We start from the raw sequence: 21,443 nt of genomic DNA, 5'->3' as shown, positions 1-21,443 counted from the left end.
ATTCTCAGCCTATTCTCACACGTAAAAAATACAGTTTTGAAATTAGACAAAGTGTCTAATGCAACGAAAATTCGAAATGACTATAGTTTGATTAACGAATGTCAGTATATATAACCTAATCAGGAAGAACGTTGAGAGATAATTTCTGTTAATGCTTATATTACTATAATAAATTAAAGATGTAAGCAAAATATTCAGACAAAACTTGAAATAATGTTATATTATATAACACAAATATGAAAAATTACCCATAAGGAGGGACTAGTGATGGAGCATTCATCTCCGTTAACAGCATTTACACCTGATATGTTCATGCGCAATTTCGCCGAGGCTGAGCCGCCTCTGACCCATAAAGGTGCCCTGGATGAGTCTAATCGCTGTCTATATTGCTACGATGCCCCATGTATAAAAGCATGTCCGACCAGCATTAATATTCCCTCCTTTATCAAACGGATCGCTACTGACAATTTGAAAGGCTCGGCACAGACGATTATGGATTCCAATCCTGTGGGTGCCAGTTGTGCTCGTGTTTGTCCTACAGATGAGCTGTGTGAAGGAGCCTGTGTGTTAAATGATGCCTCGGCGCCGATCCAAATCGGACTGCTGCAGCGTTATGCGACAGATTGGGCGATGAACAGCGGAGTTCAATTATTTAAGGCTGGCACCCCTAATGGGAAAAAGGTAGCCGTAATTGGTGGTGGTCCTGCGGGATTGTCTGCGGCTAGGGAGCTCGCCCGTGAAGGTTTTGCTGTTGTGATCTACGAAGCAAAGGCGTTAGCGGGTGGGCTGGATACACATGGGATTGTATCGTTTCGGCTCCCGCAGTCTGTATCTCTTTGGGAAGTAGAGCAGGTAGAGAAGCTGGGTGTGGAAATACGTACAGGTGTAAAAGTCGGAGTGGATGTTTCTGTAGATGAGCTGAAGTCGAATTATGATGCTATCGTTTTGGCAGCGGGTATGGGATATGTGCCTCCAATAGGGATTGAAGGTGAAAAAATGGCTGGAGTTTATGACGCTATTGCGCTTGTAGAATCTACTAAGACGGGCATTCCTCTGCTAGAGCTGATGGGTCAGCGGGTCGCTGTCATTGGGGCAGGGAATACGGCTATTGATGCAGCGACTTGCTCAGTGCGGCTGGGAGCCACCAATGTGAAAATGGTCTACCGCCGGACCCGCGAAGAGATGACGGCATATGACTTTGAATATGAATTCGCGAAGCAGGAAGGTGTGGAGTTCAGCTGGCTTACCTTACCGAAACGTATCGTGGGTGACGAGCTTGGGAATGTAACCGCACTGGAATGTGTGCAGATGAAGCTGACGGAGGAGCTGGGCAAAGATGGGCGTCCAATACCTATGCCGATCGAGGGTTCTGAGTTCTTGATTCCTGTAGATGCGGTTGTAATAGCTATTGGTCAAAAGCGTCGTCTGGATCTAATAGATTCCTTAGGTCTTATGCATGACCGTGGGGTTGTTAAGGTGGATGAGGTCACCTGCCAAACCTCCGATCCGCAGATTTATGCCGCTGGGGACATTATTTTTGGTTCAGGTAAGGGTGAGGCCATGGTTGTGTCAGCGGCACAGCAGGGAAAAGATGCAGCCCATGCGATTGTTAAACAATTCTCAGGCCAGCAGGAGGTCGTTGTTAGATCAGCGGGCTGAGCGTAGAAATCAAATTGGATTTTACATGACAGGGAGGGAACATCATGGCAGATTTAAGTATTAATCTCGCAGGAATCAAATCACCGAATCCGTTCTGGCTGGCCTCCGCGCCGCCTACGAATACAGGTTATCAAGTGCAGCGGGCCTTTGAAGCAGGTTGGGGCGGTGCGGTGTGGAAGACGCTCGGCGATCCGATCATTAATACCTCATCGCGTTTTGCGGCAGTAAATTTCAATGGGCAACGGGTTGCGGGCTTTAACAATATTGAACTGATCACCGACCGTCCGCTTGAAGTTAATCTGAAGGAAATCTATGAAACGAAAAAAAGATTCCCTAATCATGCGATTATAGCCTCCCTGATGGTAGAACCAACGCAGCATAAATGGCATGAGATTGTTAAGCGGGTAGAGGATGTGGGTGTAGACGGCCTGGAACTTAATTTTGGCTGTCCGCACGGGATGGCTGAGCGTGGAATGGGCGCTGCTTCGGGGCAGCAGCCTGATCTGGTGCAGGCACAGACCACCTGGGTAAAAGAAGTTGCAACGACCCCGGTGATTGTGAAGCTGACGCCTAATATTACGGATATCACCGTCGTTGCCCGCCATGCGGTTAAGGGTGGAGCAGACGCGATTAGTATGATCAACACGATCAACAGTCTTGCTGGTGTAGATATTCATAGCTGGAACACAATTCCGAATGTTGGGGGTCAGGGTGCACATGGCGGTTACTGCGGGCCGGCTGTGAAACCAATTGCGCTTAGTATGGTGGCCGAGTGTGCCCGTGACCGGGGAGTAGGCATTCCTATCTCCGGTATTGGAGGGATTTCCACCTGGCAGGATGTTGTTGAATTCATGCTGATGGGTGCTACGGGCATTCAAGTATGTACAGCGGTCATGCATCATGGCTTCCGGATTGTGGAGGAAATGATCGATGGCCTGAACAACTATTTGGATGACAAAGGTTTGGCTTCTGTAACAGAGTTAATCGGTAAATCGGTATCCCGGTACTCGAACTGGGGTGATCTGGATCTCAACTATAAGGTTGTTGCCCGTATTAATGAGAACAACTGCATCAACTGTAATAAATGCCATATTGCCTGCGAAGATGCTTCACATCAGTGTATTGATATGTTAACTAATGCAGATGGGAAAGCTATTCTACAGGTCCGCGAGGAAGATTGTGTAGGTTGTAATCTTTGTTCTATTGTCTGTCCAGCAGACGGCGCGATCGATATGGTTCCAGTGGATACCGGGGCAGCTCCACTGACCTGGAATCAGCGGCAGAAAGTGATCGGCAGTTTGAATGGCACCTATTCGGAAGTGGAGGTGGTTTAAGGATGAAAAAGATTATTAAAAATGGCATCATCGTTACCGCAGCAGATACTTATACAGGCGATGTGGCGATTGAAAACGGGGTTATTACGGAGATTGGCCTTCATTTGGATGTCCCTGGTGCGGAAATTATAGATGCCTCGGGGTGTTATGTTTTTCCTGGAGGCATTGATCCTCATACCCATCTGGATATGCCTTTTGGCGGCACGGTTACAGCTGATGATTTTGAGACGGGAACTATTGCGGCTGCATATGGCGGAACGACCACAGTCATTGATTTTTGCTTAACCACCAAAGGACAACCGCTACAGCAAGCCGTAGATACATGGCATCATAAGTCGCAGGATAAAGCGGTGATTGATTACAGCTTCCACCTTATGGTCTCAGAATTAAACGATAAAGTACTGGGTGAGCTTCCGGAGATAATTGAGAATGAAGGCATTACCTCGCTCAAAGTATTTATGGCTTATAAGAATACTTTTCAGGCGGATGATGGCACTCTTTTTAAGACCCTTCAAGCTGCGAAAAAAGAAGGTGCACTCGTTATGGTGCATGCGGAGAATGGAGATGTCATTGAATATCTTGTTGAGCAGGCCTTAGCCGCAGGCAACACTGATCCGATCTTTCATGCGCTGACCCGCCCGCCGGAGCTGGAGGGTGAAGCTACGGGACGCGCAGCTTATTTAACCGAACTGACAGATTCTCAGCTGTATGTTGTACACGTGACCTGTGCGGAAGCCGCTTGGAAGATTGCTGAAGCGCGTAAAAAGGGACTGCGCGTCTACGGCGAGACTTGTCCACAGTATTTAGTGCTGGATCAGACGGCACTGGAAAAGCCTAATTTCGAAGGTGCTAAATACGTGTGGTCTCCGCCCCTGCGTGAGCAGTGGAATCAGGATGTTTTGTGGGATGCGTTATGGAGCGGCAGCTTGCAGACGATTGGCTCTGACCAGTGCTCGTTTGATTTCAAAGGACAAAAGGATCTGGGGCTAGGCGATTTCTCCAAAATCCCGAACGGTGGGCCGACCATTGAGGACCGGTTTACAATTCTATATTCGGAAGGTGTGCAGAAAGGCCGGATCTCATTGAACAAATTCGTAGACATTATTGCTACCTCTAGCGCCAAGCTGTTTGGCTTGTATCCGCAAAAAGGCACGGTCGCAGTAGGTAGTGACGCTGACCTGGTCATTTTTGATCCTTCTGTAGAAAGAACCCTTTCTGCGGACACGCACCATATGAACGTAGATTATAGTGCGTTTGAGGGTTTTGAAGTGAAGGGAGAGCCTGTTTCTGTTCTCAGTCGAGGCGAATTTGTTATTCGTGACAAACAATTTGTCGGCAAAGCAGGTTCGGGAAAATATTTGAAACGCAAACGTTTTGCAGCGGAGGCTCCTCTTCCTTCTAAGGCAGAAATCAGCGGAGGTGTTGTCTAGTGTCTGCTTTTGCGGAATATGCCAAAGAACAGCAGGAGATTGATGGGCTGCTTTTTAAAGGATATACGATTGCCAGCATCCAAGAGGATTTGGACGGTGCCCGAATAAAGTTTGTCAGAGGGGAGCCGGCTAAAAGCTCGGTAGAGCTGTTACTGCTGACAGCGGATGCCCGTAAGTACGTGACAACCCTTGTGGTTACGGGGCTGAGGGCGGAAGGTGAGCAGGCGGGTTGTTACAGTGGAGAGGTTTGAGGGAAATGGAATTGAAAGCTGAGTAGTGAGCCTGCGCAGGATAGGGGGCCTATTGCTCGGCTTTTTATTGTGCTCCTGAAAGGGGGCGAGGAAATAAATTCCCTGAAAATAGCCGATTATCATCGCGGCATACACTTTTTTGGGAAAACCTCCCTAAAAAGTGGCTGATTAGGGTCCCCAAATAGACGATTTAGGGAAAACCTCCCTAAAAATTACTGAAATACGCCGATTTTGCTCAAATTCGCTGAATATTAGGGAAGTTTTCCCTGATTTGCAGTTATAGGCACCTGAAAGACCAAAGATCAGGGAGGATTTCCCTAATCTATTTCTGTCGCTGCTGCTCACGCTCTATATACTCATACCGTAATATGGACATGATATGCAGAGATTCAAAATGTCCCTCAACCTTCATACAATCACGTAGAGTCCCTTCCAGTGTAAAGCCACAGCTTTCATAGACATGGCGAGCCCTGTGGTTGTGATCTCTAACATCCAACCATAGCCGATGCGTCTCGGTGTGCTGGAAGATCCAGTCGCTCACGAGACGAAGCGACAGTTTGCCATACCCAAAGCCCTTGGAATGGATGACGATTCGTTTAATACAAACAGTAAGATGAATATCTTGAAGTCCTGTTACGATGATATAGCCGACTCTTTTCCCGGACCTCTCCCAAATTGTAAGATGCAGGATATCTGGATCATGGATAGCCGTAATGTGCTCCTCTTTACTCCACTGTCCGATATAGGCACGATTAAGCTCACTTTGTTCAATGGCTAGAACGAACGCTAAATCCTGCTCAGTGGTAGTTTGCAGATCCAACGTTTCTGAATGAATGATCATAACCTTATGCCCCCGTCTAATATGTATTTTTGTCTATAGTAACGAAGAATTTTCTCCCTGTCATTTAATTAGTCCCGGTTGCTCACTCTATATTGGCGGCACTGTAGGAATGAACGTAACTTCGTGTATAATTGAGACCAAGTGTTAAGAATTCCAATCGGATGAGGAGATCAGCTGGTTATGTATTTTCTTGATATTATGTCTTGGCTGACAGAGGATAATCTGCGGCATCTGCTTGAACAATATCGTTCGTTTGGGCCCTTTCCGGGCATTGCGTTAACGTTTATGAAATCATTTATACCACCACTGCCAACTATTGCGATCGTAGGGTTAAATGGGGCCGTATATGGTTTATGGTTAGGTTTTTTGTATTCTTGGATCGGTCTGGTTGCAGGCTGTGTGACTACCTTTTGGATTATCAGCAAAGTAGCCTCCCATCGTTATTTACGAAAATGGGCAGCGCGGCCCAAAGTAGCCAAAAGCATGACGTGGGTGCGGCAAAGCGGATTTAGCTATGTTTTTCTGCTTAGTATATTTCCGGTAGGACCTTTTGTTGTGATTAATATGGCAGCGGGGCTTGCCGGGATGAGGTTCCGTTCGTATCTTCTTGCGCTCACGGTAGGCAAAGCGATTATGGTATTCGCAGTTTCATACATTGGCAACGATCTGGAACGTTTCATTCGCCAGCCGTGGGAGATTATCTATGTTCTGTTGTTTATCGGGCTGTCGTTATGGGGAGTCAAAGCCATCGAAGCACGTTTTGCTAGAACAGCACAGGATGGGAACAAGATAGCTTAGCATAGAGTCAGAATTAACTTGAATCCCTAAATTTAAATAGAATAAAGGAGGAAATGATGATGAAATATCGTAAGCTTGGCAGTACAGGAATGAATGTCTCGGTGATTGGCCTAGGGACTTGGCAGTTTGGCGGAGAGTGGGGCAAGGATTTCACTCAGGTTGAAGTCGATGCCATGCTGGATAAGGCTGGAGAGCTGGGTATTAATCTGATTGATACGGCAGAATGTTACGGAGATCACTTGTCGGAGAAGTTCATCGGGGATTATCTGGCGCGCCGCAAACGCGAGGACTGGGTTGTAGCTACGAAATTTGGCCATCATTTTCAGGGGCATTTGCAGCGGGAACAGCTATGGCGTGCTGAGGATGTGCTTAAGCAGCTGGACGACTCCCTCCGCGCACTCCAAACAGAGTATATTGACCTCTATCAATTCCATTCCGGAACGGATGAGCAATTCGATAATGATAAGCTGTGGAGTATGCTCGACAGACAGAAGCAAGCCGGCAAAATCCGTCATTTGGGCGTGTCGATCAGTGCATCGGGCTCGGGGGTGCACCAGACCTCTGCGGCAGCGGATGTGCAAGCAGAGGCCATACAAGTAGTATATAATCGGCTGGATCGTCAACCTGAAGAAGAGATTCTTCCGCTGTGCATCGAGCATCAATTAGGTGTGTTAGCTCGCGTTCCGTTAGCCAGTGGTTATTTGAGCGGCAAGTATAAGCCAGATGCGGTTTTTGCTCAGGGTGATGTGCGAGCTAACCATAAAGAGGATGTAAGACAAAAGCAGCTGCGCGCAGTAGCAGAAATTGCTGCTAATGAAGTGCCGTCAGGTCTGGATATGGCGCAGTGGGCTTTGGCTTGGTGTCTCCAGCATTCCGCAGTAACCAGTGTAATTCCGGGCTGCAAAAATGTAGAACAAGTCATCTCCAATGCCAGTGCTGCCGATTTGGACATGGTGAAGGGCAACGTGTGATAAGTTAGATTGTTACATGGTGAAGAGTTCTTGGAGCTTCATCTCGGGTGAATGCTGCGCGTAGATATGATTCCAGCTGTTCGTGGAAGTATCGTAAAGGTAGTCCTGCTTCCATTGCTGGACATGGGTCGCAATACTCCTTACAGCGGATACAATTCTCTTTACTTCCTGATTAGTCATAATGGGATGTAGGGAGATGCGAATCCACCCTGGTCTGAAGGATTGGTCGCCGCTCATGATCGCTCCGGCAATCTGAGCGGATTGCGTCCACCCTAATCCAAGCAGGTAATGTCCGTATGGACCTGCACAAGAGCAGCCGCCTCGAGCTTGTATGCCGAAACGGTCATTCAACAGCTGAACAGCGAGGTTGTAATGGATATCACGAAGTGTAAAAGAGACGATTCCATGACGTTCTGTATGATCTCCGGCCAGCAGCGCGCACTCCGGGATGCTGCGGAGTCCTGCCATTAATTCCTGACACAGCTCGTGTTCTCTAATCACCATATATTGACCGTTTCCATTCATCTGCTCCTTCAGCTTCACGCAAAGCGCCGTGCGAAAAGCTTGTAAAAACCCCGGTGTTCCCCCGTCTTCCCGCATCTCAATCGCATTAGTGTAGCGGCGTCCTCCCCAAGGGTTGACCCAGGCTACTGTACCTCCACCCGGTTCGTCAGGAATACGTCCATTGCTCAGCGCTTCATCAAAGATTAGAACGCCATTTGTGCCCGGCCCACCCAGAAATTTATGCGGAGAAAAAAAGATCGCATCAAGCTTCTCCAGTGGGGAAGGTGGGTGCATATTGATAGGCTCGTAGGGAGCACTGGCGGCAAAATCCACAAAGCATACGCCCCCATGACGATGCATAGTAGCCGCTAGCTTTGCGTAAGGCGTCTGAATTCCAGTCACATTAGAACAAGCTGTAAATGAACCAATCTTGAAACGGCGATTGGGGTACAGTCGCAGCTGGTCTTCAAGCTGTTGAGGGTCAATATTTCCGTCCTTTCCGGCGGGAATGGTAACGACGTCACCAAGTCCCTCCTGCCAAGGAAGAATATTGGAATGATGCTCCATATGGCTGGTGAAGATAACGGGGCGGTCTTCCAGTGCACGGTTATTATGTTCCTGTAGCCATTCCGGGAGCCTTAATCCCATGATACGCTGCAGCTTGTTCACGGCTCCTGTTGTTCCATTGCCGCAGAAGAGCAGTACATCCTGAGGGCCAGCATTTACATGGTTCTTAATGATTTGGCGAGCTTCATTATAAGCCTGCGTCATGATTAGTCCGGTGGTGTTGGAATCTGTATGTGGATTGCTGACGTAGGGACCGAAGGCTTCCTGCAACTTGCGTTCGATCGGTTCATATAAGCGCCCGCTTGCGGTCCAATCGGCATACAGAAGCGGCTGTCTGCCATAAGGGGTGTTGATTTGATGCCGAATGCCGATGGTGTGACCACGAAAAGTATCAAAATGGTCTTGTAATGAAGCGGGCGTCTCTGCAGAAGAGGCGTGGATGATGTTTAGCACGGATATTCCCTCCAGCCCGTACGCCGTCAGTGCTAAGTTAATGGGGTGTATTTTCGGCGTGCCAGTAGTTTCTATGGCAACAGTATATGCCTGCATGGGGGATTGGGTTAAAGCCTAGTCAGACTTTAAATAAATAACTGTACATCACTTTCTAAAGCATCTTTTAAATATGCCGCAGCATCGATGATTTCGACCTCTGGCAGCAGTTCCTCGGGCTTAAAGCCCATGATCTCCACAGAAAGCTTGCAGGCATAGAATTTGATGTTTTTTTTACGAGCCCCTTTCAGAAAATGAATCAGCTTCGGTGCGCCTTGTTCCTCCATCATTTCCTCCAGCATCATTCGTCCCAGCCCGCTAAAGTTCAGATGAGAGAGCGGCAGCTGCCCAGGGCCCTTCGGTGTAATAACATCCATCAGCTTCTCGTAGATACTCTTGTCCTCAAGAGTCATCTTCTCCGGATCACGCACCAAAAATAGACCCCAGAATGAAAAAAACATAGTAACCTCGACATCGATATCTCTTGCGGCATTTGCTAGGATCAGTCCAGCCATCGCTTTGTCGTATTCCCCACTGAACATTAGCAGATTGATTTTTTTGCTCACCCTGATAATCCTCCCGTTACTTTTATTAGAATGTCATTAGTATGGTTGTGATGGGGAGAACTATGCGAAGAAGCTTTCTGAAATTATAAAAAAAAGCCCCCTTTCGGGAGCTTGAGATTTACTAATGTGCTTCAGGATCTTTAGATTCTGGACCTGCATTGCGACTGATGTCGTAATAACGGGCGGACAGCCAAATAGCTCCGGTAAATAACACAATGAGTCCAAGGACGATAGAAAAGCGCCAATCGCCTGCTTTGAAATTCAACTGAAGCACCGTTAGTACTAGTGAAACTTGGGTCCAAACCAGTGTTCTTTTGCGAAAAGCCGCAATATCACCAACCATCTTCGGGATATTCCGAATGATCAGGTAGGCAATAACTGCGAGAATAAGGGCGAAAATAGCAGTTACCGCTAATTCAGAAGAGGACAGGACATGCATAGTCTCAGCATCCTTTCGGCTTGCAAAAGTATTAGTTTCAGATCAGAACAATTTCTATTTTTTGAAGATGCCCAGCGGAGCTCCAATCGGTAAGAAGCTGCGGCCGAAATGAGCGTTTAGCACGGATGCTCCACATCCGTAAAGGGACACGATACCAATACCAAGCTCAGCACAAGCAGCTAGCTTATGGAAGAATTCTGGAGCGATCCCAAAGGAATCAAAGGTTAGTCCGATAAAGAGAAAATCTATCAATACAAAAATAATAAGCAGAACTCTATTTGCCTCAACGGCACCAATCGTCATAAAGAGTGTGAAGATCAAGTAACCCAGAAATACAAATCCGAGCTGCTTAGGATCTACAGCCTCCGCAAGCGTTGGACCAAATACGCCAAGCTTGATTAGCCAGCTGCTAGCCATGCCGAACCAAAAGAAAGCGTAGGCGCCAAAGGCGGTCATACCAAAGGTATTGTTGTGCTTAGCATCCTGAATGGCGGCGAATAGCTGCGCGAATGCTCCCAGGAAGATAGCCCAAGGAATAACGTAGCTAAGTCCTGTTGTAAATTCAAGCTTCTGTGAAGAAGCGACCAATGTGACAATAGCCAGTCCGAATAGCCCGATGGCGCTAGGGTCGGCAGTGACGATTTTGACAGATTGGGTGTTAGGGGATTGCGCTGACATGACAGTAAAAGCCTCCATTATTATATATAGTTTTACGCTCTTAAAAACAGCCCGTAAGGGGCGCTGTTCATAGGCTTGCCTATCATATCATATCGGTATGTGCTTGCCTATAAAACAACACTCATTTTTTGTCGTAAAATAGGGGTCCTGCGTGAAATAAGGAATTGTTTACATTTTTATCTTCCATTATCAAGATACTTAACCAAACAAACGGAAGTATTATGTCAAGAATAGACATTATATGCAGTGATAATCTTCACAATCTCTCGAAAATTGATGTATAATAGTCAGTGATAATTATTATCAAATCATATGAAAAAGGCGGTAAGCTTGAAGTGAACAAATGGACATTATTTACCAAGGCGACCCGGTTTTGGAGTTTTTCTGTTATGCTCATCCCGATTGTTTTGGGGACCGTTGGGGCATATGTATGGGAAGGGACATTCCATCCGGTTTTATTTATTCTTACCTTAATAGGGGCGATTTCGGCGCATTTGTTCTCCAATATGGTGAATGATCTGTGGGACTTCCGCAACGGAACCGATACAGAAGCAAAGAATTCCGCTGGTGAAATCAGCACAAACTCCGGGCTACTGACAGGTGGGATCCTCTCGGAGTCTTTTTATGCAAGGATGACCTGGAGTATGCTGGCGATTGCCCTTATCTGTGGTGGGATTCTTAGTATATATAGCGGTTGGAATATCCTTTGGTTTGTACTTGTTGGTGCTTTAATCGCTTATTTCTATGTGGCTCCGCCACTGCGTTATGGCTATCGCGGCAAAGGCTATAGTGAGATGGCCATTTTTATTGCTTTTGGGATTATGCCTGTATTAGGCTCCTATTTCGTACAAACCGGTCAGTTTAGCATGAAGCCTGTAATTCTCTCGCTGCCTGTCGGATTTTTAACTACATTATTGTTGTTTAATCACCATTTCCTACATTGGAAAGCGGATGAGCAGGCGGGTAAGCTTACGCTTGTTGTAGTATGGGGAGAACAAAAGGCACTTGTATTCTCACGTGTACTTCTTTTTACTGGTTACGCTTCGGTGATAGTCTGTGTGCTGTTGGGTGTACTTCCTGTTTACGCACTGCTGGCGCTGGTTACAGCTTTCTGGCCGCTGCGCATTTACAGTAGTCTGAAGCAACATAATGCTTCGCCGGCTTATATCCCGCTGATGGGTGCTTCACAAAAAGCCTCCGTACGCTGCGGAGTAGTAATGGCAATAACTTTATTAATTCAAGGCTTGATCTGATACTAATAGATGGACTACAGAAGGAGTGAGCTTTCATGGAAAAGAAGGACAAGGAATTGACGGCAGAAGAACAACAAGTTAAAGGCAATCGCATGGTTCTTGGGGATTTCCACTCTATTTTAGAAGAAGGAAAGGTCTGGAAGACGGGTGGATTTACACTGCCTGACGGATCTTTTTGGGCTTACCGTGAGCCGGAGGCTGTAGTTATCGTTCGTAATGATACCTTGTATGTACGTGCGAAGTTATCTCGTGAGAACCATCAAGTGCAAATTCTGGACAATGCCAAGCACATGTATTATTCAGCCAAGCCAGTGGAGATTCCGGAAGCTGGAGAGATTAGCATTGAGCTGCAAATTCGTTGCCGTACACAAGGAACTGCACCTGGAGATCTGTATGATGGATATGTATCGCTGAACCTGCTGGATTTCACGACAGGCGCTGCGCTTGATTTCTTCGCGGGAAATGACAAATACGCTAGTGTATATGGTATATTGCCATTCCCGGGTGTACAAGTGCCAGAAAGCACTGGAACGAAATATTTCTGCATCTTTAAAGAAGATACGGATTTCAAACCACGGGAATTCAATACGTACCGTATTACCTATCACCGCGGCAATGATGAGGCTGTATTCTATTTGAACGGCAAGGAAGTACGCCGCGAGAAAAATATACCGCTTAAATTCAATAACTTCACTGTAGCGCTCGGAATTATGACAGAGAAGGATCTGAGTCCTGAAGGCAGTGTGTCTGTACATGGACAAACAGTTATTGCAGAATGGTCCCCGGTGACGGTTACAACAACTGAACAGTAATGCCTTGCAGGCTCATTTGACAGATAAGGGTGTATGGTGTGAATATTAAAAGCTTTCTAAGATTTGTGGAGCTGCCGACGAAGGTAGCCAGTATTATTCCGTTTCTAATGGGAACGTTGTATGCCCTGTACCGGTTTGAGGATTTTTACGTATTGCGTTTTGGATTGATGTTCGTGTCTTTGCTTAGCTTCGATATGGCGACGACGGCGATTAACAACTATTACGATTTCAAAAAAGCCTCCAAAACCCACGGCTACGGCTACGAAACGCATAATCCGATTGTTCATTTTAAGCTAAAAGAGCGCACCGTCGTGGCGACGATTGTTATTTTGCTGGCGCTGGCAGCAGGGGGCGGGATTGCGCTTGTCACTCAGACGGGTTTGCTGGTCTTTTTGCTGGGTGGACTGTCGTTCTTGATCGGTATACTTTATTCGTTCGGGCCGATTCCCATCTCGCGTATGCCGTTAGGTGAGCTGTTTTCGGGTTTGTTTATGGGCTTTGTTATTATTTTTATCTCTGCCTATATCCATACGGATGAGCATGTGGTTTCACTGCTGCTTCAGAACGGCTGGGTCAGCTTGAATATCAACATCGTGGAAGTGCTGTACCTTTTCTGGTTTTCCGTGCCCGCTATTTTGGGGATCGCAGGGATTATGCTCGCTAATAATATTTGTGATATTGATGAGGATGTGGAGAATCGCAGGTACACGCTTCCGGTGTACATTGGCCGCCGCAATGCGCTTGTGCTTTTTAAATATCTCTACTATGTCTCTTATCTGGATCTTGTAGTGCTGCTGATCTTAGGGATTAATCCTATTCTGGTTCTGTTGATTCTACTTACGCTGATCCCGCTTCGCCGAAATATTGCCTTGTTCACAGAGAAACAGGAGAAGGCGAGTACCTTTATTCTTGCCGTCAAAAACTTCGTATTGATGAACCTTGCGCGTATAGTTGTGCTGGGTGCGGCTGTGCTGTTAAATGCACTAATATAAACATTCATATTTTATAAAAAAGCAGTGTCTATCGGGGTTGGAGCTCCTTTTGGCACTGTTTTTTTGCAATTTGCAGGCTTCTTTCTGTTAGAGAAACGTTTCATTCTATGATAAGGTGGCTTTAAGTATAGTAAGTAATCTATAAGGAAGAAGGTTAGCAACGATGGTGCAAAAACTTCGCTGGGGAATCATGGGCTGCGCGCAGATTGCGACAGGTTCAGTGATGCCGGCTATAATGGATTCGGAGACGGGAATGATTACAGCGGTAGCCAGTCGCGGTTTAGAAAAAAGCAGCGCTGTAGCCGCAGAGTTCGGAATAGATAAAGCTTACGGCAGCTATGAGGAATTACTGGCGGATAAGGATATTGATGCGGTGTATATTCCACTGCCAAATCACCTCCATCGGGAATGGGTAATCCGTGCGGCGGAAGCTGGCAAACATATCTTATGTGAGAAACCGATCGCGCTGAACAGTGAAGAAGCGGCTGAGATGGTAAAAGCTTGTAATGATGCTGGAGTCCATTTGGCAGAAGCTTATATGTATCGGCATCATCCTCGGATTGCGGAATTGCAAGAGATTATCGCTAGCGGAGAAATTGGCGAATTACGCTCCATTCGAGGCACTTTTACTTATAATGACGCTACAGACACCTCTAATATTCGCTTTAAATCCGCTTGGGGCGGCGGCTCGCTTTATGATATCGGCTGTTATCCGCTAAGTGCAGCACGACTGCTGTTCGGAGCTGAGCCAGAAGCCGTAACAGTACATGCTATGTTCTCTCCGGAGCATGACAACGTAGATATGATGGCTTCAGGACTGGTAGAGTTTCCGAAGGGGCTAAGCCTGATTTTTGATTGCGGGATGTGGGCATATAACCGCCAGCTGTTAGAGATTCTGGGGACCGATGGAATGATTGAAGTGCCTATGCCTTTTAATGCTAGAGATGAGGACGCTGAATTTTTTGTGCATACGGGAGAAGGGGTAAGACGGGTTGATGCCACCGGGGCGAATCCCTATACACGGGAGGTCGATGATTTTGCCGCCGCAGTATTTACAGGAAAAAAATTATTTGCACCTGAGGATGCAGTGCTGGGCATGCAATTGATCGAGACTTGTCTAGCTTCTGCTAAAAAGCGGGAAAGAATTAGTATGCTATAAGAAGATGAATCCAATAGGAATCTATGCAAAAAAAACCTCCGGGCGCTCTGCTTTACGCAGATTCCGGAGGTTTTTACAGTTTCAGCTTTTAAACGGTGCTCAAGAGAATATCATCGTCATCATTGCTATTAAACGCTTCGCGGTCAAATTCACCTTCGGAATTAGCTACTAACAGAGCTGTTACAGCTGTTCCAGTTGCGTTTACAGCGGTACGGCCCATATCGATGAGCGCTTCAACACCTGCAACGATAGCGATTCCTTCAAGCGGCAGGCCGAGAGCAGTTAAGACTACTGTGGTGGAGATTACGGCTGGTCCAGGTACGCCAGCTACACCAATGGAAGAAATAATACTTACTAATACCAGTGTAATATAGTCGGTCCAGTTCAGATCAATACCGAATACTTGGGCGGTAAATACAGCCACAATAGCTGGCCAAATCCCACCGCACGCATTAAAGTTCACAGATGCCCCTAACGGTGCGATAAAGCTCGCGATCCGCGGGGAGACATGAAGCCGCTTCGTAATCACTTCTAGATTGACCGGTAGGGTTGCGTAGCTGCTTCTGGTTGTGAAGGCAACGGTAATGGTTGGATACACTTTGCGGAAGAAACGAATTGGATTCACCTTCGCTACTAATAGAACCAATCCGCCAAAGATAAGTACAAAATGTATAATCATTGCTACGTACGAGGTTATAATTACGCTGCCTAGCTCCTGCAACGTCTCCCAGCCATAACGTGCGGTGATTCCGGCAATCAGTGCGAATACGCCATAAGGCGTCAGGCGAATAATGAATTTCACAACCTGATGCAGTATCAGTGTCAGGGATTCAATAAGATCACGTACAGGCTTGACGGCTTCCGGTTTCTTGGAGCCAATCTTGATTATAGCCACTGCTAGGAAGATCGCGAAAATGAGTAGAGGCACAACCTTACCCGTAGCTGCTTCATTAACAGGGTTAGAGGGAACAAGATCCAGAATAACCTGGGAGAAGGTCGGGATTTCACGGGCTGCAAAATCTGCGGGTACATCTTGTTGTATACCTTGGCCGGGATTGAACAGCAGCGCAACGGATAGGCCGATAATAGAAGCGATGCCCGTTGTTCCGAGGAACCAGGCGAAGGTTTTGATCCCGATTTTGCGTAGATACTCCAGATTGGTTAAGGAAGAAATGCTGTTTAATACGAGTACGAATACTAAAGGAATGACGAGCATGCGGATCAAGCTGATATAAATGCTGCCGAATGTGCTAATAGCTTTGGTCTCTAAATCGAAGTACTGAAAGAATATACCGGCAATAAGTCCGATGCCAAGTCCGATGAGTACCCGGGTACCAAATCCAATTCGTTTACGTGCCAGTAGAAACAAAATTGCAAACACAAATATGGAGGCGACAAATCCATACCAGTTCGTTTCGATGGCGGATAATAAGTTGTTATCTATGTTCACTACCAATACCCCCTTAAACCTAGTTTTTTAATGTGATTAATCCTATTGAGATCAATCTATATAGAATTTATAGTAAAGTCAATGTAATTATATGTTAAAAATAATCAATTCCGATAAAAACCATGTGAAAAATAAAAATTGATTGACAAGGCACTATGGCATGAATAATATGGAACTTAATCACAAGCCAATTGGAATCGACTGGACAGCCGGAGATTCAACGAAAGACGCGTAAATTGCGTCCCGTTGAGTCTCTTTTTTTTTACTTTAGAGAAGGGAGAGTTACGGATTTAAGGTACAAGAATGTAGTGAAGGGGTTTCTTATTTTATTTGAAAAGGATGGTACACATATGAAAAAGCTTTCGATCTCTTTGGTTGCCGCCGCTATCGTCTTCTCCGCATTGACGTATGCCGCGGTATCCGCTAACAAAAAAACAGCAGAGGCAGCACCCATTCAAGAGAGTAGTAATACAGCAGTAACCGCAGCAGCTTTACCAGCAGCTACTTCTGCGGTAGCAGTTGTTGTTCAGGCAGAAGCTACTGCAGCTCCTGTAACAGAAGCTGTCCAGCCGGAAGCTTCGGCTCCAGCAGCTGAGACAGTCACGGCAAAAGCGACTACGGCCCCAGCCGCAGCTGTTGATTCTGCGGCGAAGGTTGTGGCTTCAGCAGCTCCAGAAGCGGGTGCAGCTCAGCCTAAAGCAGCTGCATCCCCGGTTACGGACACCGCTAAGACGGCAACAGCTGCAACAACGGTATCTGCATCTGTTAAACCGCAAACCAGCGCAGCAACGCCTGCGCCAACTGCTGCGCCTACGACTGCTCCAAAAGCAAACGTAACCGCTAAAGCCGTTCAGCCGACTGCCGCTCCTGTTGTATCTGAACAGCCTAAGGAAACCGCAGCTCCCGTAGCAAAAGCAACGGAGACACCTTCCAAAAAGGCTATAACCTTCTCTACCACAGAGGTAGTTAAGGCGACCCCGGCTCCGGTAGTTGAGTCTTCTCAACCGAAAACATCGTTTTCTGCACCTGCATCTACAGTCAGCGCGCCAGCAGCTGCTCCAGTGGAAACGGTTCAGGCACCCGCACCGGCACCAGCCGCTGAGGAAGAGGTTTGTCCTTGATGAGCAGCAGGCTCATTCAGGATTCCTTTCAGCCCATTCATCCCATAAACCTATTTAAGGCGAGGTGCACATAATGATACGACCATTAACCTTCAAAAAAATTGTAACGCTGCTGCTGGCAGCCTCCCTGCTAATCCTGCCTACTCAGGCAGGGAGAGCTTATGCTAATTCGGATACCGCAGAAGCGATAACCTCTTCCCAAGGCGGCGTTAACCAGTTTGACTATTTCAGTCATGTCTATGACCGTCTAAATGATGCTAACCATGTATTTAAAACAGCGACGTATGAAGATATCGTTCATCTTTTTGAGAGTGAAGGCACATACGCTGTTCTGGTTGGCGGCGCTTGGAGTGAGAATACACAGGCCGATATCGGCTTTATCAACGAGGCAGCCAAGGAATATGGCATCTCAACGATTTATAACTTTGATACTAAGCTGGACGGGGACACCCTTCAGATTGCAGACAGCAATAATAAATTTGCCTATAAATATGTTGATCTGGTCAACAAGTATTTGAAGAATTTAAATCTGTCTTCCAAAGATGATCCAGAACGCAATGTCAGCTATACCAATACAAACGGGGAAGTTGTGACTGCTAACAAGCTCGAGTCTCCATTCTTATTGGTATACAACAAGGATCACAAGGATGCACAGGGAAATAGTGCTCCTGTCGTATCCTATCTGGATAAGAGCTATTCGTGGAATGAGTTCCTGACGAACGGAACACTTGATGCGGCGAAGGTTAATGCGTATAAAACATCAGTAAGTGAGGTGCTGGGTGCCGCTTCCCGATATGACACTATCGACGAGTCGGCTTATATCAAGGCTGCATTTAATAAGAACTATGAAGGGGAAAATGAGGGCAAACCTACGATCTTCAACGAAGCGGATGGCACGCTTGTTTATGAACATGTGACCTATCATCAGCTGAAGCAAATTTTAGCGAGTGAGGGAAACTATGCGATTTTGTTAGGCGGCTCGTGGTGCCCTAACACGCAAGCGGTGATTAAATATATCAACGAATATGCCAAAAAACATAATATCCATAAGATCTACTTCTTCGACACTAAGCTGGATGCTGGTGTGACCGTTGCTGAGCCTAATAACAACAGCGGCACTAAGGGCAGTGCGAATCCGCATAATAATAATGAACTTCAGATTAGAACCACCAATCATCCGTATGCGCAGCTTTATGTTGATCTGGTTCGTACTTATCTGACCAATATCAAGACCGAAAACAATACAGCTGCTAAACCAACTGTAATTAGTTATGTAGACGGACTTGGAAACACTGTGAGCGGAGACAGACTTCAGGTTCCATATCTGTTCACTTATAACAAGGACAACAAGGATGCAGGAGGCAAAAACACACCGATTCTAGGGCATGTTGAACTTATGTACAGCTGGACGAATATCCAACCGGATTACGTGCAGGCTAATTACCCAATCGGAGCCAGATACAATAACACTACAACAGCGCTGGATAAAATATTCTCCAGACTCGAAGCTGTGCCGGCAGGACTTACGGGTGTAGCACCAACTGCGGCCGACAATAAGGATGGGCAAATTGTAGGCACCAGTTCAGCATTGGAATTTAAGCTTGCTGGAGACGAGGCTTACACCCCAGTTTCGGGATCAGCCATCACAGGGCTTGCACCTGGTGTTTACAAGGTAAGATATGCCGCAACATCGGGCTATCAAGGGCCAACTTCCGCAGCTGGACCCACAATCATTCCTTATAATGCTGGCGAAGACGTAAGTGTGGAAGTTCCTGCTTACACCCATCAACAAGCAGCTCCGATAGGACTGGTGGGCGTAGCCCCTACTTCTGAAGCTAATGATGATGGGCAAATTACGGGTTCAGCGGAAGGACAGGAGTATAAAGGCGTTGGAGAAGCTGATTATAAGCCTGTAACAGGTGCGGCTATCACTGGTCTTACTCCGGGCTTCTATAATGTGCGATATGCGGCAAAAGAGGGATACAGCGTTGGTAAAGACGCTACAGTTGAAGTCCCGGCATATGGTGAGCAAGCGGCACCTACAGGATTAGTAGGTGTAGCACCAACCAGTGCAGCTAATGACGACGGTAAAATTATAGGAACTACGAAAGCACTGGAATATAAGCTGTCTACCGTTACCGATTATGTCTACGCATCAGATGTAGAGATCGTTGGACTTGTGCCGGGTATCTATCAGGTAAGATACGCAGCTAAAGAGGGATTTAACGCGGGTAGAGCAGCAGATGTAATCGTTCCAGCATTCACTGCGGAACAAGCAGCTCCAACTGGGTTACAGGGAGTTGCTCCTACCTCAGCAGCGAACAACGATGGAAGAATTACGGGAACCACGACAGCCTTAGAATATAAGCTGTCGAGTGTAACTAATTATGTGTATGCACCAGATAAAGAAATCACAGGATTAATACCGGGCACGTATCAAGTGAGATACGCAGCCAAAGAAGGTTATAAGGCAAGTCCAGCGACTGACATTGTGGTTCCGGCCTATGTGCCTATTTCAGATCCTGGAACAGGTGGAACAGGTGGATCGGGTGGCAATTCTACACCGAGCACGACTACACCAACACCATCAGCAAGCCCGCAACTGGTTGCTACGGCAACAGCAGGGAATACCGTGAACCTGTCAGCAACAGCGGCAACTAAAACGGATAAAACCACAGGAGTTACTACTGCTACGATCACAAAAGAAACGGCTGCTGAATTTGTGAGTCTCGCTAAGAAGGCAGAAGCTGATGGGAAGAAAGCTGTTCTTGAAATTAAAGTTGCAGCTACTTCGGATACTCAAACAGCTGATCTTATACTTCCAAGAAGCATAATTAATGAGTTAGCCGCCGGAACGAAGGCGGAGATTACCATTGATTATGAGAATGTGGGTACGATTACGTTTGATGCCAAATCATTGGCGAGCATTAGTGCAGCTTCAGATGCCGGAGACATCATTATTAGAATCGCGAAGGTGTCATTAACGGCAGAAGGCAAGGCTGTTCTCGGAGACAGACCGGTTTATGACTTGTCGGTTATAGCGGGTGAAAGCACGATTTCCACCTTCGGTGGGGGCAGTGTTCGTGTCAGCGTACCGTATGTGCTGCAAGCGGGAGAACGGTCAGATGCAGTTATTGTGTATCACATTAACAGCACTGGAAGCTTGGACAATGTACGTGGAAATTACAATGCCGCTAAGGGAACTGTAGATTTCGTAACCACACATTTCTCCCAATATATTATTGGATATAATCAGGTGAGCTTTGCAGATGTTCCAGATGCATCGTGGTATAGCCATGCAGTAGGTTTCTTAGCAGCACGCAGTATCACATCTGGTACGGATGCTGAACATTACAGTCCGAATGCTGCAATCACTAGAGGGCAGTTCATCGTCTTGTTGCTCAAGGCTTATGACATCACACCGGATGCCATTGCTGCTGATAATTTTGCAGATGCAGGCAATACGTATTATACGAATTATCTTGCTACAGCTAAACGTCTTGGGGTAGCAACGGGTTCGGGAGATAATCAATTCCAGCCAGATATTCAGATCACTAGGCAGGAGCTATTTACACTCTTGTACCGCTCGCTTGTAGCGCTAGGTGAACTGCCATCTGAGAAGACAGCGGCCACGCTTGCCGGCTTTAGTGATGCTGGACAGATCGCTGGTTATGCACAAGAAGCCCTTCAAGCGCTGGTAGAGAGAGGCGTAGTGACCGGAGCGAACGGTAAACTCAATCCAAAAGAAGTCACTACAAGAGCAGAAGCAGCACAGGTTATTTACAATTTGCTATCCAAATAATCAGCCACTAAGACATAGCGGACGTCACGTAAGTAGCGTTCAACTATGAATGCGGCGACTTGGTTTGACTAAGACAGCAGAGCAGCGGTTCCTCCTTTATTGGAGTATCGCTGCTCTGCTTTTTTGTTTGTTAGCTGGCTGGTTGCACTTGCCCTCATGCCCTCATGCCCGCTTGATTCAGCAGTTCATTCATTATCGACGCGGCTTTCGGACCCAGATGACGTTATTTCCCACTTTCCAGCCTTTGGGGCATAGTTTCGGACTCCAGCGACGCTATCGCTTAGAAAAAGGTGTGTTTATGGTGTTTTTCATGCTGATAGCGACTAT

The 21,443-nt window shown here is 46.7% G+C and carries 18 protein-coding genes; 12 read left to right on the top strand and 6 right to left on the bottom strand.

The genetic code is table 11. From position 1 onward, the window contains the following. The first annotated feature begins 267 nt into the window (after window positions 1–267). The 4 genes from NSQ55_RS28845 to NSQ55_RS28830 are packed head-to-tail and all read left to right on the top strand — an operon-like array spanning window position 268 to window position 4,674. Window positions 268–1,659: an NAD(P)-dependent oxidoreductase gene (locus NSQ55_RS28845; RefSeq protein ID WP_076179221.1), complete on the top strand. Its 1,392-nt coding sequence runs from the start codon at window positions 268–270 to the stop codon at window positions 1,657–1,659. A 44-nt stretch (window positions 1,660–1,703) separates the two neighbouring features. Next, window positions 1,704–2,993 (top strand): NAD-dependent dihydropyrimidine dehydrogenase subunit PreA, encoded by a 1,290-nt coding sequence (preA, locus tag NSQ55_RS28840; protein WP_076099706.1) that lies wholly within the window; start codon window positions 1,704–1,706, stop codon window positions 2,991–2,993. 2 nt (window positions 2,994–2,995) lie between these two features. Continuing rightward, on the top strand, window positions 2,996–4,423 hold the full coding sequence (gene hydA / locus NSQ55_RS28835) for a dihydropyrimidinase (RefSeq protein WP_339170346.1): 1,428 nt from the start codon (window positions 2,996–2,998) through the stop codon (window positions 4,421–4,423). Next, window positions 4,423–4,674: a hypothetical protein gene (locus NSQ55_RS28830; RefSeq protein WP_339170343.1), complete on the top strand. Its 252-nt coding sequence runs from the start codon at window positions 4,423–4,425 to the stop codon at window positions 4,672–4,674. The genes hydA and NSQ55_RS28830 overlap by 1 nt, the downstream gene beginning before the upstream one ends. Before the next feature lie 322 nt (window positions 4,675–4,996). On the opposite strand, the gene NSQ55_RS28825 is transcribed toward NSQ55_RS28830, so the two are convergent. Then, window positions 4,997–5,515, bottom strand: a complete 519-nt coding sequence (locus tag NSQ55_RS28825; RefSeq protein ID WP_076124023.1) for a GNAT family protein — start codon at window positions 5,513–5,515, stop codon at window positions 4,997–4,999. A 180-nt stretch (window positions 5,516–5,695) separates the two neighbouring features. On the opposite strand from NSQ55_RS28825, the gene NSQ55_RS28820 reads away from it, so the two are divergent. After that, window positions 5,696–6,313, top strand: a complete 618-nt coding sequence (locus NSQ55_RS28820; protein WP_339170340.1) for a TVP38/TMEM64 family protein — start codon at window positions 5,696–5,698, stop codon at window positions 6,311–6,313. A gap of 59 nt (window positions 6,314–6,372) precedes the next feature. Then, window positions 6,373–7,284, top strand: coding sequence for an aldo/keto reductase (locus tag NSQ55_RS28815; protein WP_076179216.1), 912 nt, complete (start codon window positions 6,373–6,375; stop codon window positions 7,282–7,284). A 12-nt stretch (window positions 7,285–7,296) separates the two neighbouring features. Here the strand turns inward: NSQ55_RS28815 and NSQ55_RS28810 are convergent, their stop codons facing one another. From NSQ55_RS28810 to NSQ55_RS28795, 4 genes are all read right to left on the bottom strand, one after another. Beyond that, complete coding sequence (locus tag NSQ55_RS28810) at window positions 7,297–8,808, bottom strand: aminotransferase class V-fold PLP-dependent enzyme (RefSeq protein ID WP_339170337.1); 1,512 nt, start codon at window positions 8,806–8,808, stop codon at window positions 7,297–7,299. 125 nt (window positions 8,809–8,933) lie between these two features. Continuing rightward, window positions 8,934–9,410, bottom strand: coding sequence for a DsrE/DsrF/DrsH-like family protein (locus NSQ55_RS28805; RefSeq protein ID WP_036682046.1), 477 nt, complete (start codon window positions 9,408–9,410; stop codon window positions 8,934–8,936). Between the two features lie 121 nt (window positions 9,411–9,531). Continuing rightward, a complete protein-coding gene (locus tag NSQ55_RS28800; protein ID WP_076278292.1) occupies window positions 9,532–9,849 on the bottom strand; it encodes a hypothetical protein in 318 nt (105 codons plus the stop codon). 54 nt (window positions 9,850–9,903) lie between these two features. Then, window positions 9,904–10,527, bottom strand: a complete 624-nt coding sequence (locus NSQ55_RS28795) for a GPR1/FUN34/YaaH family transporter (protein WP_036682044.1) — start codon at window positions 10,525–10,527, stop codon at window positions 9,904–9,906. 335 nt (window positions 10,528–10,862) lie between these two features. Here NSQ55_RS28795 and NSQ55_RS28790 point away from each other — a divergent pair, with 335 nt between their 5' ends. The 4 genes from NSQ55_RS28790 to NSQ55_RS28775 all read left to right on the top strand — a co-directional run bounded on the left by NSQ55_RS28790 (window position 10,863) and on the right by NSQ55_RS28775 (window position 14,743). Further along, the gene (locus NSQ55_RS28790; protein ID WP_036682043.1) at window positions 10,863–11,780 is read left to right on the top strand and encodes a prenyltransferase; all 918 of its coding nucleotides are present in this window, start codon (window positions 10,863–10,865) and stop codon (window positions 11,778–11,780) included. A 35-nt stretch (window positions 11,781–11,815) separates the two neighbouring features. Next, window positions 11,816–12,592 carry a DUF6081 family protein gene (locus tag NSQ55_RS28785; protein ID WP_076303570.1) on the top strand — a complete coding sequence of 259 codons (777 nt, stop codon included), beginning with the start codon at window positions 11,816–11,818 and terminating at the stop codon, window positions 12,590–12,592. A 38-nt stretch (window positions 12,593–12,630) separates the two neighbouring features. Continuing rightward, complete coding sequence (gene menA, locus NSQ55_RS28780) at window positions 12,631–13,584, top strand: 1,4-dihydroxy-2-naphthoate polyprenyltransferase (protein WP_076219134.1); 954 nt, start codon at window positions 12,631–12,633, stop codon at window positions 13,582–13,584. A gap of 163 nt (window positions 13,585–13,747) precedes the next feature. Then, on the top strand, window positions 13,748–14,743 hold the full coding sequence (locus tag NSQ55_RS28775) for a Gfo/Idh/MocA family oxidoreductase (RefSeq protein ID WP_076179214.1): 996 nt from the start codon (window positions 13,748–13,750) through the stop codon (window positions 14,741–14,743). A gap of 88 nt (window positions 14,744–14,831) precedes the next feature. On the opposite strand, the gene NSQ55_RS28770 is transcribed toward NSQ55_RS28775, so the two are convergent. Next, on the bottom strand, window positions 14,832–16,187 hold the full coding sequence (locus NSQ55_RS28770; RefSeq protein ID WP_076179275.1) for a dicarboxylate/amino acid:cation symporter: 1,356 nt from the start codon (window positions 16,185–16,187) through the stop codon (window positions 14,832–14,834). Window positions 16,188–16,543: 356 nt separating this feature from the next. On the opposite strand from NSQ55_RS28770, the gene NSQ55_RS28765 reads away from it, so the two are divergent. After that, window positions 16,544–17,314 (top strand): hypothetical protein, encoded by a 771-nt coding sequence (locus tag NSQ55_RS28765; protein WP_339170329.1) that lies wholly within the window; start codon window positions 16,544–16,546, stop codon window positions 17,312–17,314. A gap of 73 nt (window positions 17,315–17,387) precedes the next feature. Then, a complete protein-coding gene (locus tag NSQ55_RS28760; RefSeq protein ID WP_339170327.1) occupies window positions 17,388–21,116 on the top strand; it encodes an S-layer homology domain-containing protein in 3,729 nt (1,242 codons plus the stop codon). Window positions 21,117–21,443 lie beyond the last annotated feature (327 nt).

It is taken from the genome of Paenibacillus sp. FSL H7-0943 (assembly GCF_037963265.1).
GTDB classification, from domain to species: Bacteria; Bacillota; Bacilli; order Paenibacillales; family Paenibacillaceae; genus Paenibacillus_AQ; species Paenibacillus_AQ odorifer.
The sequence above is the reverse complement of the archived record's forward strand: the minus strand, read 5'-3'. Positions and strand labels throughout refer to the sequence as shown.